The 13,793-nt window shown below is 61.0% G+C and carries 11 protein-coding genes; 4 read left to right on the forward strand and 7 right to left on the reverse strand.

Annotated features, from left to right (window positions below; all coding sequences use genetic code 11):
- Positions 1-128 precede the first annotated feature (128 nt).
- Positions 129-2,507 (forward strand): ATP-dependent helicase, encoded by a 2,379-nt coding sequence (locus AA309_RS09355; protein WP_047188763.1) that lies wholly within the window; start codon positions 129-131, stop codon positions 2,505-2,507.
- A gap of 124 nt (positions 2,508-2,631) precedes the next feature.
- Here AA309_RS09355 and AA309_RS09360 read toward each other — a convergent pair whose 3' ends face one another.
- The gene (locus AA309_RS09360) at positions 2,632-3,513 is read right to left on the reverse strand and encodes a manganese catalase (RefSeq protein ID WP_047188712.1); all 882 of its coding nucleotides are present in this window, start codon (positions 3,511-3,513) and stop codon (positions 2,632-2,634) included.
- A 204-nt stretch (positions 3,514-3,717) separates the two neighbouring features.
- Between AA309_RS09360 and AA309_RS09365 the strand changes: the two genes are divergently transcribed.
- The gene (locus tag AA309_RS09365) at positions 3,718-4,989 is read left to right on the forward strand and encodes an SAM-dependent methyltransferase (protein ID WP_047188713.1); all 1,272 of its coding nucleotides are present in this window, start codon (positions 3,718-3,720) and stop codon (positions 4,987-4,989) included.
- Between the two features lie 18 nt (positions 4,990-5,007).
- Here AA309_RS09365 and AA309_RS09370 read toward each other — a convergent pair whose 3' ends face one another.
- A complete protein-coding gene (locus AA309_RS09370) occupies positions 5,008-5,883 on the reverse strand; it encodes an SDR family NAD(P)-dependent oxidoreductase (protein WP_047188714.1) in 876 nt (291 codons plus the stop codon).
- A 150-nt stretch (positions 5,884-6,033) separates the two neighbouring features.
- On the opposite strand from AA309_RS09370, the gene AA309_RS09375 reads away from it, so the two are divergent.
- Entirely contained in the window at positions 6,034-6,954 is a 921-nt protein-coding gene (locus AA309_RS09375; protein ID WP_047188715.1) for a 50S ribosomal protein L11 methyltransferase, read from the forward strand.
- Between the two features lie 151 nt (positions 6,955-7,105).
- Here AA309_RS09375 and AA309_RS09380 read toward each other — a convergent pair whose 3' ends face one another.
- Positions 7,106-7,330 carry a hypothetical protein gene (locus tag AA309_RS09380; RefSeq protein WP_047188716.1) on the reverse strand — a complete coding sequence of 75 codons (225 nt, stop codon included), beginning with the start codon at positions 7,328-7,330 and terminating at the stop codon, positions 7,106-7,108.
- Between the two features lie 292 nt (positions 7,331-7,622).
- Between AA309_RS09380 and AA309_RS09385 the strand changes: the two genes are divergently transcribed.
- Positions 7,623-9,443 (forward strand): aminopeptidase P family protein, encoded by a 1,821-nt coding sequence (locus AA309_RS09385; RefSeq protein WP_047188717.1) that lies wholly within the window; start codon positions 7,623-7,625, stop codon positions 9,441-9,443.
- Here the strand turns inward: AA309_RS09385 and AA309_RS09390 are convergent.
- From AA309_RS09390 to ligA, 4 genes are all read right to left on the reverse strand, one after another.
- Entirely contained in the window at positions 9,440-9,739 is a 300-nt protein-coding gene (locus tag AA309_RS09390) for an AzlD family protein (protein ID WP_047188718.1), read from the reverse strand. The two genes, AA309_RS09385 and AA309_RS09390, sit on opposite strands and share 4 nt — an antisense overlap.
- Complete coding sequence (locus AA309_RS09395; protein ID WP_047188764.1) at positions 9,736-10,452, reverse strand: AzlC family ABC transporter permease; 717 nt, start codon at positions 10,450-10,452, stop codon at positions 9,736-9,738. The genes AA309_RS09390 and AA309_RS09395 overlap by 4 nt, the downstream gene beginning before the upstream one ends.
- Before the next feature lie 64 nt (positions 10,453-10,516).
- Positions 10,517-11,383, reverse strand: coding sequence for an AraC family transcriptional regulator (locus tag AA309_RS09400; protein ID WP_047188719.1), 867 nt, complete (start codon positions 11,381-11,383; stop codon positions 10,517-10,519).
- 47 nt (positions 11,384-11,430) lie between these two features.
- On the reverse strand, positions 11,431-13,590 hold the full coding sequence (ligA, locus tag AA309_RS09405) for an NAD-dependent DNA ligase LigA (protein WP_047188765.1): 2,160 nt from the start codon (positions 13,588-13,590) through the stop codon (positions 11,431-11,433).
- Between the last annotated feature and the right edge of the window lie 203 nt (positions 13,591-13,793).

The raw sequence follows: 13,793 nt of genomic DNA on the forward strand, positions 1-13,793 counted from the left end.
AACCTTCTCTCCCCATATGGTGATGAAAGCCTTTTCCGACAACGCCGCCGAGCCTCCAGCTGCCCTGCCGCAGGGTGGCGGCATTTACGGGCTCGACGCCGTTCGCCTTTTGATCCATGGTCGCGCCGATGAATCAGCCTGATAACAGCCCCAATTCCCAGGACGATCTTGCGCACCAGCCGTCCTCCGGTTCCCTGAGCGCCCGTGCCCGTGCCGCGGTTGCGCCCCAACTCGCCTATCTGAGTGGTCTGAACCCCGAGCAGCGCGCCGCAGTGGAGGCAACCGAAGGCCCCGTCCTTGTGCTCGCCGGCGCGGGCACCGGCAAGACCCGCGTGCTCACCACCCGCATCGCCCATCTGATCGCCACCGGTAGAGCCTGGCCGTCGCAGATCCTCGCCGTAACCTTCACCAACAAGGCCGCCCGCGAGATGCGCGAGCGCATCGGCCGCGCCATCGGCGAAGTGGCCGAGGGCATGCAGTGGCTCGGCACCTTCCATTCCATCGGCACCAAGATCCTGCGCCGCCACGCAGAGCTCGTAGGCCTGCGTTCGGACTTCACGATCCTAGGTACGGACGACCAGCTGCGCCTGATGAAGCAGGTGATCGAGGCGGAAGGCATCGACGAGAAGCGCTGGCCTGCCCGCCAGCTCGCCGGCCTGATCGATGCTTGGAAGAACCGCGGCCTTGGTCCCGATCAGGTGGCTGCCGGAGAAGCCGGAGCCTTCGCCAACGGCAAGGGCGGACGGCTCTACCGCGCCTATCAGGAGCGCCTGAAGGTTCTCAACGCCGTGGATTTCGGCGACCTGCTGCTCGAATGCCTGCGCCTATGGCGTGAGCACCCGGACATTCTCGAGCAGTACCAGGACCGCTTCCGCTACATGCTCGTGGACGAATACCAGGACACCAATGTCGCGCAATATCTTTGGCTGCGACTGCTCGCACAGAAGCGCAAGAACCTGTGCTGCGTGGGCGACGACGACCAGTCGATCTATGGCTGGCGTGGTGCTGAGGTCGACAACATCCTGCGCTTCGAGCACGATTTTCCGGGCGCAATCGTGATCCGGCTCGAGCGCAACTATCGCTCTACCGGCCACATCCTCTCTGCGGCCTCCGTGCTGATCGCCAAGAACCAGGGCCGTCTCGGCAAGACGCTGCGCACCGAAGATGAGCTTGGCGAGAAGGTGACGATCACCGGCGCCTGGGACTCGGAGGACGAGGCCCGCCTCATCGGCGAGGAGATCGAAGCGCTGCACGCCAAGAAGCATCCGCTCTCGGAAATCGCCATTCTCGTGCGCATCTCGGCGCAGATGCGCGAGATCGAAGATCGTCTCGTGCAGCTCGGCGTACCCTATCGCGTCATCGGCGGCCCGCGCTTCTACGAGCGCGCGGAAATCCGCGATGCACTGGCCTATTTGCGCGTCGTGAACCAGCCCGCCGACGATCTCGCTTTCGAGCGTATCGTCAATGTGCCCAAGCGCGGCCTTGGCGATGCGACGATCCAGGTGCTGCACAATCATGCCCGCGCCGCGCGCGTGCCGATGATGGAGGCCGCACGCTTCATCGTCGAGACCGACGAGCTGAAACCAAAGCCGCGTGCGACGTTGCGCGATCTTCTGATCTCCTTCGGTCGCTGGTCGAAGCTCTCCGAGACCATGTCGCAATCCGAAGTGGCGCAGATCGTGCTGGAAGAATCCGGCTATACCGACATGTGGCAGAAGGAAAAATCCGCTGATGCCGCAGGCCGTCTAGAGAACCTGAAGGAGCTTGTGCGCTCCATGGAGGAATTCCCGGATCTGCAGAGCTTCTTGGAACACGTCTCGCTCGTGATGGAAGCGAACGAAAGCGACACCTCAGAGCGCGTGAGCCTGATGACGCTTCACGCCGCGAAGGGTCTGGAGTTCGACACGGTGTTCCTGCCCGGTTGGGAGGAAGGCCTCTTCCCCAATCAGCGCGCACTTGATGAGAGCGGCCGTGCAGGATTGGAAGAAGAACGCCGCCTTGCCCATGTGGGCATCACCCGTGCCAAACGGCGTGCGAAGATTTATTTTGCCTCCAACCGTCGCATTCACGGCCTGTGGAACTCGACCGTGCCGAGTCGCTTCGTCGACGATCTGCCGGAAGCGAATGTCGAGATCGTGGAAGCACCCGCGAACTTCTCCTATGGTGGCGGATACGGCGGCGGCTCGCGCTTCGATCGCATGCAGCCTTTTAGCGGCTCGTCCTACCAGACGCCCGGCTGGCAGCGTGCACAGGCGCATCGCGCGAGCACGGAGGACGGCGGCTCTTCAGCCCGCCGCTCCCGCGACAGGCGAGGCCCGATGATGATCGAAGGCGAGCTGGTGGCAAAATCGACCGGCAGCTCAGGCTTTACTGTCGGCGGGCGCGTGCTGCATTCGAAATTCGGCCCTGGCACCATTGAGGCGGTGGACGGCAACAAGCTGACCGTCGAGTTCGACAAGGCCGGGCGCAAGATGGTGCTCGACAGTTTCGTCGAAGCGTTGGGTTAGCGTTTTTTCAAATAGTGATCGTCATGGCCGCACTCGTTGCGGCCATCTGCGTCTTAGAACCGCTAAGCCAGATAGGCATGGCTGCCCGGGTCAAACCCGGGCATGACGGAGACTATTTTGACAATCACTCCGCAGCGGTGGGCGGTACAGGCGTAGGCGGCGTGCCGTAGACACGCGGATCGACCGGATTGAGTTGGCCCTCGTCTTCCGTGTAGGCAGGAGGACGATCTACGTAAGTGAACTGGCCTTTGCCATCCGGCGAGGGACCGTTGGCCCAGCGACCCTGCTGGCTTTCCACACCTTCCGAGTGATTGAGGAATTGATAGGCGACTTCACTCTTCTCTAGATTTTGCGGGAAGTTCGAAGGCACCGGCGTCATCTCCAGCCCGTCTTCCTCCAGTTCCCTGATGGCAGCGAGCCATTGGTTCTGGTGCATTGTGTCGCGCGCAATAAGAAAGGACAGCATGTCGCGCACACCCGTGTCATTCGTCATGTTGTAGAGCCTGCTCACCTGCAGTCTGCCCTGGCTTTCCGCCGTCACGTTGAAGCGGAAGTCAGCGAGCAGATTGCCGCTCGCGATTGTGTAGGCCGATGTCCAGGGATTGCCGATGCTGTCCGATGGACGTGCACCGAGACCGGCCACGATCATATGCTGCGGGTTCATGCCCGCGACAATGGCATCCTCTACGCGCGCACCGCCCATCACGGCTCCGACGATGGAGTTCTTCGCCATGTCTTCCTGCTGTTCGATCGGCGAGGTTTCGAGCAGGCGCGCGATCATGGTGGCGAGCATTTCCACGTGACCGATCTCCTCGGTCCCGATATCCATGATCATGTCCTTGTACTTCTGCGGACCGCGACAGTTCCAGCCTTGGAACAGGTACGTCATCATGACGCTGATCTCGCCCCACTGGCCGCCAAGAGGCTCCTGCAACATCTTGGCGAAAAGCGGATCAGGTCTCTCGGGCTTGGCATGGTATGCCAACTGCCGCTGACGGAAGAACATCGGCTTGCTCCTGGTTAAGTTTAGTGAATTGACCCTTCTGGCCTTGCAAGAGTCAGCCTTCCAACCAGGGCTTACCGCCGTTGTTCCCCAATGAATCCAAGTAACCTCTACTTTAGATCCTTTCTGAATTTCTTACCCTCTAGCCAAGCTCCTTGAAGTGTGGAACCATCCTGGCCCAGCTGATGCTCATCGGGAAGGCCTCTGATGTTTCCTCTCTCACATATGCTGAAGTCCTTCGTGCGCACCGGCACGTTAAAAGTCATCGATGCCGAAGGCAAAGTGCATGTCTTCGGCGGGGAGAAGCCGGGCCTGAACGTGACCATGCGGCTGACGGACCGCTCGCTCTATCACAAGCTCTTCCTCAATCCGGAGTTACATGCAGGCGAGGCCTATATGGATGGGCGCATGAGTTTCGAAGAAGGCTCGACCTTGCGGGACTTCCTGAACCTCTTCTCCCAGAACCGCTCGACGCTGGCGAACTACCCCTTGCAGAACGTTCTGAAGCGCATCTCACGGACCGTAAAGCGTTTCCAGCAGGCAAACCCCGTCGGCAAGGCACAGCAGAATGTGGCGCATCACTACGATCTCGGCAATGACTTCTACAGGCTCTTCCTCGACAAGGGGATGCAGTATTCCTGCGCTTATTTCATCAATGATGATGACACTCTGGAAGAAGCCCAGCAGAACAAGCTGCGCCTCATCGCAGCGAAGCTGCAACTCAAGCCTGGCCTGAGAATCCTGGACATCGGCAGCGGCTGGGGCGATCTCGCGCTCTATCTCGCCGCCATGGAGGATGTGGATGTCACGGGTGTGACGCTCTCCAAGGAGCAATACGAACTCTCGAATGAGAAAGCGCGGCGCGCGGGCCTGTCACACCGCGTACACTTTGAGCTGCTCGATTACCGCAAGGTCGACGAACGTTTCGACCGCATCGTGTCGGTAGGCATGTTCGAGCACGTGGGCGTGCATCATTACGGCGAGTTTTTTGCCAAGATCAACGCACTCCTCAACGATGACGGGCTCATGGTGCTGCATTCCATCGGCAAGATGAGCCCACCCGGAACCGCAAGCCCTTGGCTGCGCAAATACATTTTCCCTGGCGCTTACTCGCCTGCCCTGTCCGAGGTCTTCCCTGTCACGGAGCAGAACAGCCTGTGGGTGACGGATCTCGAGTTCCTGCGTCTTCACTATGCCAAGACTTTGAACCACTGGCACAAGCGTTTCGAAGCCAATCGGGAAAAGATCGCCGCCATGTATGACGAGCGTTTCTGCCGGATGTTCGAGTTCTATCTCATCAGCGCAGAGACGATGTTCACCACGGGCAGCCAGCTCGTGTTCCATATGCAACTCGCCCGCAAACGCGATGCCGCGCCCATCGTGCGCGATTACATCACGGATCTCCAGCGCCATTACCAATCCATCGAGCCTGAGCGTCTCAAGATCCTCGAAAAGGCCAAGGAGCTGATGCCGGCGTAGGAACCGGCATCAAATCAATCAGGTGAGCGTCTCGTAATCCTTGTTCTTCAGTCCGTCATGCGAATGACGCGTAGGCAATGTGCTCTTCGGCTGCTTCTTGAAATGCGAGGATGCCTTCATGCCGACGGGTCCTTTGCCGATCGTGATGCCGCCATCCACTGTGTAGAGCGCGCCGGTGACGAAACTCGCTTCGTCAGACGCAAGGAAGCAGAACACGTTCGCAACCTCTTCCGGCGTGCCACGACGGCCCATGGGCGTGGCCTGCGTGATCATTGTGGCAAGTTCCGCATCCATCGGCCCCGTGGATTTATGGGTCCAAGCGGTATCGATGGGACCAGGGCAAACGCAATTCGCACGCACGCCATAAGCAGCCTGCTCAGCCGCGATGCCTTGCATGAAGGAATGGATGAACGCCTTCGTGCCGCCATAGATCGCGTTCTTCGGATGTCCGACCATGCCGGCCTCCGAACCCGTGGAGACAATATTGCCGTAGGTCTCCTGCAAATGCGGCAGTGAAAACTTCGTCATGAGAAAGACGGAGCGCACATTCGAGCGGAGCGTCTCATCAAACTTGTCGATGGGATAATCCTGCGTTTCGGCGACAGCCAAGAACACGCCTGCATTATTGATGAGGATATCGATGCGCCCGTAAGCGCTCACGCAGGCTTCCACCGCAGCTTGGGCGTGATATTCCTCGGCGATATCGCCAAGGTATACTTCGGCAAAGCCCCCTGCCCCGTTGATAAGCCGCGCCACATCCTCGACAGGATCATCGGGCAGGCCGACAAGAAGAAGGCGTGCACCTTCCCGGGCGAATTTCAGGGCAATGGCTTCGCCGATGCCGGTGCCAGCACCGGTGACGATGGCAACCTTATCGAAAAGACGACCGGACATGGGGATCTCCTGCGGGCGCACTGCAACGCTTCGAGCATTACGGGAACAGGCTTAGCGCTTGCAAAACGGGCGCTGCTCCTGAGGGTTCCGGCGAAAGACCCCGATCGTGATCGCTTGAGGCATAACCCGCAGGGTGCTAGAGCAGCGTCCATGCTTGAAGGTCTGCACCCCAATCGCCCTACCCACGTCTTCCGCATCACCACGGACGAGCGCTCCGCGCGCGCCATGACGGATCTGATCGGAGAGATCTTCGATCCCGCCGAGACGGCCGTTGCCGCTTTCGAGACGGTGGAGGACGGCCCCTGGCTGCTCGAGGCCTATTTCGCCCATGAGCCGAACGAGACTGCCATCCGCGACCTCGTGCGCCCCATCGTGGGCGAGGAAGCCGACAAGGGCGTGTTCCTGCCCTTGGAGCAGAAGGATTGGGTCAGGACTTCTCTCGAAGGCCTCAAGCCAGTGCGGGCCGGCCGCATTCTGGTTCACGGCTCCCATGATCGGGAGCAACGCCGGAGCAACGACATCGCCATCGAAATCGAGGCAGGCTTGGCCTTTGGCACGGGCCATCACGGCACGACGCTCGGGTGTCTCAAGGCTTTCGTGGATGAGCTGAAGATTCGTACGCCGCGCCATGTGCTCGACGTGGGCACCGGCACGGGCATCCTGGCCTTTGCTGCAGCCAAGGTCCTGAAGCGGCCTGTGATTGCGGGCGATATCGATCCGGAAGCAGTGCGGGTGGCGAAGGAGAACGCGCGTCTCAACGGCATCGGACCGTGGATGAAGCTCTATGTCGGCCCTGGCACGCGCAATGCGGAAGCGAACCGGCCGGGCTATTTTGACCTCGTCTTCGCCAACATCCTCGCAAAACCCCTGCGAATGCTGGCGCCCTCGCTGGCGCGGGTGGCGAGCAATGACGGAACTCTCATTCTCTCAGGGCTTCTGGCCCATGACGTTCCGGGAGTGCTGTCTTCTTACGCGCATCAGGGCTGGTATCTCCAGCGCCGTTACGATCTTGAAGGCTGGGCCGCTCTTGTATTGAAGCGGGGCAACGCGCGTCCGCAACCCCGCCAATAACCGTTAAGGACTTACTCGGTGATGAGGCCGGGATAACGCTTCATCAACTCGCGGCGGAGCTTGAAGGTGTCGGCAATAATCTCGCGGATGACTTTCATAGCGACGACGATCAACATGGCTTTTCTCTTCTCTTTCGTACGTAATTCTTGTCTCAGATCTTGAACGGCAAATCATTGCTTTGGATCAAGAAATCCGCGGAATGATCCTGTCTGCGGCCGAGATCGGCCATGAGAGTTTCGTGACGGCGCAGCTCACGCGCTGCGCTCCGGGCACGGCTCTCGGCAAGAGCGCTCATCATGGTCTTGACGATCAATGAAAACGTGGACGGAGTCCGGACCTGACCGGCATAGACGGACGACAAAACGGCTGTGTTCATGGGCTCATTTCCAACAGGTTGGTGTTGAGACCCTTCAGTTCAGCGTTCCTCTGTTGTTGTTACGCTATACATAAGCCATGCACGACTTTAGTTGTAGTTGGGGGATTGCATGTGAGCCATGCGTATTTTGCAGCGCACAATCAGAAAATATTAATGCTTAGGCGTCCAGCGCATACTGGACGGGCAGATTGCCTGTTGCATATGCAGGTCTTAAGGACAGCATAGCGGTTGCGGGGCTCCTTCCTCCGGCATAGCGTGCTGCCTTTCCCATTTCTGTTCCGGTGCTTCTCGGATGGCTCAATTTCAGTTCTTTGACGATACGACCTCCCCTTCGCAGGGTCCCGCCCATATCGCAAAGCTACGGGCCGAATTGAGCCGACGCGGCTTCGACGGGTTCATCGTGCCCCGGGCCGACGAGCACCAGGGTGAGTATGTGCCGAAGAGCGCCGAACGCTTGGCTTGGCTGACGGGTTTCACGGGTTCCGCCGGCACCGCCGTGATCCTGAAGGACACGGCGGCCCTCGTGGTCGATGGGCGCTACACGGTCCAAGCCGCCGAGCAGGTAGACACTTCCGTGATCACGCCTGTGCAACTTGCCGAGATGTCGGTCGAGGACTGGATTGCCGCGAATTTGCCGGAAGGCGGGACCCTTGCCTATGATCCCTGGCTTCACACGAGCGATGGCCTGAAGCGCTTGGAGAAGGCCGTAGCGAAAGCAGACGGCAGGCTCGCTCCCATCGACATCAATCTGGTCGATGTGATCTGGATCGACCGTCCTGCCCCGCCTCAGGCACTCGTGCGGCCACATCCGCTTGACTATGCCGGCGAGACCGCCGAGTCGAAGCTGGAGCGCATCCGCGAGAAGATGGCTGAAGCCAAGCTCGATGCGCTCGTGGTCTCTGACCCACACAATCTCGCCTGGGCCTTCAACCTGAGAGGCGGCGACGTTGGCCATACGCCCCTGCCCCTTGGCTATGCGGTGTTGCCGCGGGAGGGCCGCGCGAGCCTTTTCTTCGACCCGGTCAAGATCACCAACGAAGCCGGAGCTGCTGTCGGCGATCTCGCCGAGTTTGCCCCCATCAGCTCCTTCCAGAGCGCGCTTGATGCGCTGGGTCAGAAGGGCGGCAAGGTGCGTGTGGATTCCGCCACCGGTGCCGTCGCTCTGATCCGCCGCATCGAAGCGGCCGGCGGCACGGTGGATGTGGGCGCGGACCCTATCGCGTTGATGAAAGCGGTGAAGAACAAGGCCGAGATCGCGGGCTCGCATGCAGCCCATCTACGCGATGGTGTAGCAGTGGCTCGTTTCCTCGGCTGGCTCGATGGTGAGGCACCGAAGGGACAACTTACCGAGATCGATGCCGTCGAAGCCTTGGAGGCATTCCGCATCGAGACCGGCGCGTTGAAGAACATTTCATTCCCGAGCATTTCGGGCGCTGGCCCCAATGCCGCCCTGCCCCATTATCGCGTCACGGCTTCGAGCAACCGGAGGATCGAGAGCAATCAGATCTTCCTCATCGATTCTGGTGCGCAGTATGAAGATGGCACAACGGATATCACGCGCACGATCATCGTGGGTGAGCCTACGCCCGAGATGAAGGATCGCTTCACCCGCGTTCTCCAGGGCCATATCGCCATCGCTCGCGCGGTGTTTCCGAAAGGCACGACGGGCGCGCAGATCGATGCGTTTGCCCGCAAGCCTCTTTGGGAAGCCGGTCTCGATTTCGATCATGGCACGGGCCACGGTATCGGCAGCTATCTCTCCGTGCATGAAGGCCCGCAGCGCATCGCCAAGACCGGCACAACGCCGCTCGAAGCGGGCATGATGCTTTCCAACGAGCCTGGCTTCTACAAACAGGGTGATTACGGCATCCGCATCGAGAACCTGATCCTCGTGGAGCCGCGCACCATTCCCGGCGGCGATCGCGAGATGCTGGGCTTCGAGACACTCACCTTCACGCCCATCGATCTGCGCCTTGTCGAGCCCGCGATCATGAGGGCGGATGAGATTGAATGGCTCAACGACTATCACGCGAAGGTGCGCGAAAAGATCGGGCCGCATCTCGATGCCGAGACGCGCGCATGGCTCGAGGATGCCACCCGCATGATCGGCTAGATCAGGTTGCGCAGCACCACGACGGAGACAACGCCGATGGCGATTGTCGCGAGCAGCGGCAATCGGAAGGCGACGACAGCGGTGACGGCGGCGGCAATGGCCTCCGCCCATCCTGTCGTCAACGCCGTCGGCGCAATCACCGAGACGAGCACGGCGGGCGGGATGGCATCGAACGCCGCCTTGGCGCGTCCCGTGAGCACGAGGCGATCTGCCACGAAGAGTCCTCCGATGCGCGTGATATAGGTCACTACGGCCATGGCGACGATGGCGAGAAGAGTTGTCATGTCGAGGCTCATGAGCGCGGCTCCTCGGAGGCGGCGAGATAGGCAGCAGCGATACCGGCGAGCGCTCCCGAGGCGACATGCCAGGGCGCTCCGATGAAATGGTGCACGAGCGCGGCCACTGCAGCGCTGGTGCCAACAGTCACCAGGGTCACGCGGCTCCGCCCAAAGCCTGCAATGAGGCCGATGAAGAGCGCCGTGAAGGCGAAGTCCGCACCGATGCGTGCAGGATCACCCATGAAGGAACCGAGCACGGCTCCCAATGTCGTCGAAAGGGTCCAGTTCCCCCACAGCACGAGAGCCATGGCGGCCCAGTAAGCACCCGTCACGGGCCGCTCCAGCGCACGCCTCTCGGAGAGCGCCCAGGCCTCATCCGTCAGGAAGAAGAAGGCCATGAACCGTTGGATGCCTTCGAGATGCATCTTCGGCCCGAGCGAAGCCCCCATCAGCACATGACGCGCATTGATGAGAAGCGTCGCGAACGCGAGCGCTGCAATCGGTGCGGGGTGTGCCCAGGCTTCGATAGCCGCGAACTGCGCGCCACCCCCATAGACGAATGCGGACATGAGCGCGACTTCCAGCGCAGATAATCCCTTGGCGGCAGCCACGGCACCAAAGAGAAGGCCGATAGGAACCGCAGCGACAGCAACAGGCGCAATGTCGCGCAATCCTGCACGGAATTCGCGCGCGTAAGGTGACGTGGTGGGGAATGGGTTGGTCTGATCCATGGGCATGCCCTTTTCCCGTCTTATGGGCCAGAAAGGACGAACGGTCTTGGATGAAAGTGCGATTTCAAGCGACGCGATAAGCACCGGGCGTGACGCCCATGCGCGCCTTGAAGATGCGATTCAGATGGCTCTGATCGAAAAAGCCGCAGGCCGCCGCCACATCGCCGGGTGCCCGATCCTGGCCGAGAAGCCGGCTTGCCGCACGAAAGCGCCGGTCAATCAGATAGGCATGGGGCGTAAGCCCCGTTTCCTTGGCAAAAGCGCGAATGAAATGACTGCGCGACAGGCCCGCCATAGTCGCGAGATCGGCGAGATCGGCCTCTTCCGCCAAATGTGCGTCCAGATATTCCCGCACCCGCATAATCCCCTGTGAACCGTAGCGGACAGGGGGCAGCCCTTCCAGATCGGCCCAGCGTGCGATGAGCTGCGTCAGGAAACTGATGAGACGCGTGTCCTGCTCAAGCTCCGACGTGCGGGATGGGTCCTGGTGCAGGCAGTGAAGGAGCTGTGCGAGTTTGATCGCCAGCTCAGGATCGGGAATGACCGAGCGCGAGAACCAGGGCGGGCGCGACAGCGGCCGGCCGGCCACATCCTCTGCGATCTCCTGCATCAGCTCCTGCGACGGATAGCACGTGCGATACACGAAGCCTCTGCCATAAGGCTCACCGTCGTGGATCTCATCCGGGCAGACCACGGCCATGCTACCCGGTCCCGCATAATGCTGTTCGCCCCGGTGGAAGAAGGTCTCGCAACCGGCCAGGATCACCGCAATGGCATAGGTGTCGTGAGTGTGACGGGCGTAAGCATGCCGCCGGAAGGTCGCGCGCAGGCAGCCGAGGCCACGATAACGTGGCACTCGCCAGAAATGCGTTACGTCGCCTGCGGCCTTGAGGGCAGGCTCGAACGAAACCTCGGGGGTCATCTCCGTCATGGACGTTATGATGCCACATCAGGGCGGATCCGTCTTGCACAAGAGTCTCACGCGCGCCCGACCAGCGCGAACCAGCCGTCCTCGTCCATGACCTGAACGCCGAGCTCGGCCGCTTTGGCGAGCTTCGAACCGGCGCCCGGGCCTGCCACGACGATGTCCGTCTTCTTCGAAACGGAGCCAGCCACCTTGGCCCCAAGACGTTCGGCCATAGCCTTGGCCTCCTCTCGGGTCATCTGCTCAAGAGAGCCGGTGAAGACCACCGTCTTCCCGGCCACGGGCGAGTTGACTCTGGCGGGTGCCTCCATCGACTCGACATTCACCTGCGCCAGCAGCGCATCGAGCATCTCTTCATTGTGCTCTTCTTTAAAGAACTCGACGACAGCCTCCGCCACCACCGGGCCGATGCCGCCAATAGCCGTCAGCTCCGCGTGAGCTTCCGATTCCGGGTCGGCGGCAGCCTTGGCCGCTTCGCGCAGCGCCTCGAAACTACCGAAGTGGCGAGCGAGCAACCGTGCAGAGGTCTCACCAATATGCGGGATGCCGAGCGCAAAGATGAAGCGGTTGAGCGCAATCGAACGCCGCGCCTCGATAGCCGCGAACAGGTTGCGCACACTCGTCTCGCCCCATCCTTCCCTGTTCTCCAAACGCTTGAGGCTCCGCGCATTGCGCTCAGCAAGCGTGAAGATATCCTGCGGGCGCTGCACCAAGCCTTCTTCGTAGAACTCATCGATGCGTTGCTCGCCCATTCCTTCGATGTCGAAGGCATTGCGCGACACGAAATGCTTCAGGCGTTCGCGTGCCTGCGCCGGGCAGATGAGGCCGCCCGTGCAGCGGCGCACCGCATCTTCCTTGCCGGTGCGCGGATTGACCTCGCGCACCGCATGGCTGCCACAGGCGGGGCACTGAGTCGGAAACTCGTAAGGCTTCGCGCCGGCAGGACGCTTCTCCAGCACCACGTCGAGAACCTTCGGGATCACGTCGCCAGCGCGGTGGATGATGACCGTATCGCCGATGCGGATATCGACACCATCGCGGATCTTCTCGCCGTTGCCGCCGATGCCTTTGATGTAATCCTCATTGTGCAGCGTCGCGTTCGACACCACGACACCGCCCACCGTGACCGGGCGCAAGCGTGCAATCGGGTTAAGCGAGCCCGTGCGGCCCACATTGATCTCGATGCCTTCCAGCACCGTCACCGCTTTCTGCGCGGGGAACTTGTGCGCCAGGGCCCAGCGCGGCGAGCGGGAGACGAAGCCGAGGCGTTGCTGAAGATTGAGATCGTCGACCTTGTAGACGACGCCATCGATGTCGTAACCGAGATTGGCGCGATCGGTCTCGATGGCGTGGTAATGCTCGAGCATCTCCGCAACGCTGGAGCAGCGGCGCGTGAGCGGATTCACCTTGAAGCCGAAATGCTTCAGCACGTCCATCATGCCGTGCTGCGTATCCGCCGGCATGGCGCTCACCTCGCCCCAGGCATAGGCGAAGAAGCACAAGGGACGCGATGCCGTGATCTTTGGATCGAGCTGGCGCAGGCTGCCGGCCGCCGCATTGCGCGGATTGGCGAAGACCGGCTTACCCGCGGCCTCCTGCCGTTCGTTGATGGCCGCGAAATCCTTGTGCGAGAGATAGACCTCGCCGCGCACCTCGAATACGTCGGGTGGGTTCGAGCCTTTCAGCACATGCGGGATGTCGTCAACCGTGCGGGCATTCGCCGTCACGTCCTCGCCTTCAGCACCATCACCGCGTGTTGCTGCGGTAACGAGTTTTCCCTTCTCGTAACGGATGCTCAAGGAAAGCCCATCGATCTTCGGTTCTGCCGTGAAGACCAGGGGCTTATCGGCCTTCCATTGCAGGAAGCGGCGGATCCGCTCGACGAATTCCTTCACCTCCTCATCGGCAAAAGCATTCGCAAGTGAGAGCATCGGCATGCGATGTCGGATCTTGGCGAATTTTTCGGAAGCCTTGGCACCGACTTTCTGTGTCAGGCTCTCTGAGGTCTTGAGTTCGGGAAACAGCCCCTCCAGCGCCTCGTAGCGCTTGCGCAGGGCATCGTATTCCGCATCCGAGATGGTGGGCGCGTCTTCCTCGTAATAGCGCTGGTCGTGTTCCGCGATTTCGCGCCCAAGTGCCTCGTGCTCGGCACGGGCTTCGCGAGGCGTCAGTTCGTCGACAGACTTCAGAGAGGGGGCGGTTTTTGCGGGCATGATCGAATCGAGGTTGGTGTCGATTGAACCATAGCGCCTTGGGCGCAACTCTCCAGAGGGCCGGTCACTCTCATTCATCCGTATCCTGCCTGGGAACTTTGGTGATGGTTGTCCCGACCGACAGCAAGCGCCTGTGTCCTCGGGGCTGGCGAGCCTTCCGAGGTGCGGCATTGATCGAGGGGGCGCGAGGAGCAGTCCGGCTC

Source organism: Microvirga vignae (assembly GCF_001017175.1).
Lineage (GTDB): Bacteria > Pseudomonadota > Alphaproteobacteria > Rhizobiales > Beijerinckiaceae > Microvirga > Microvirga vignae.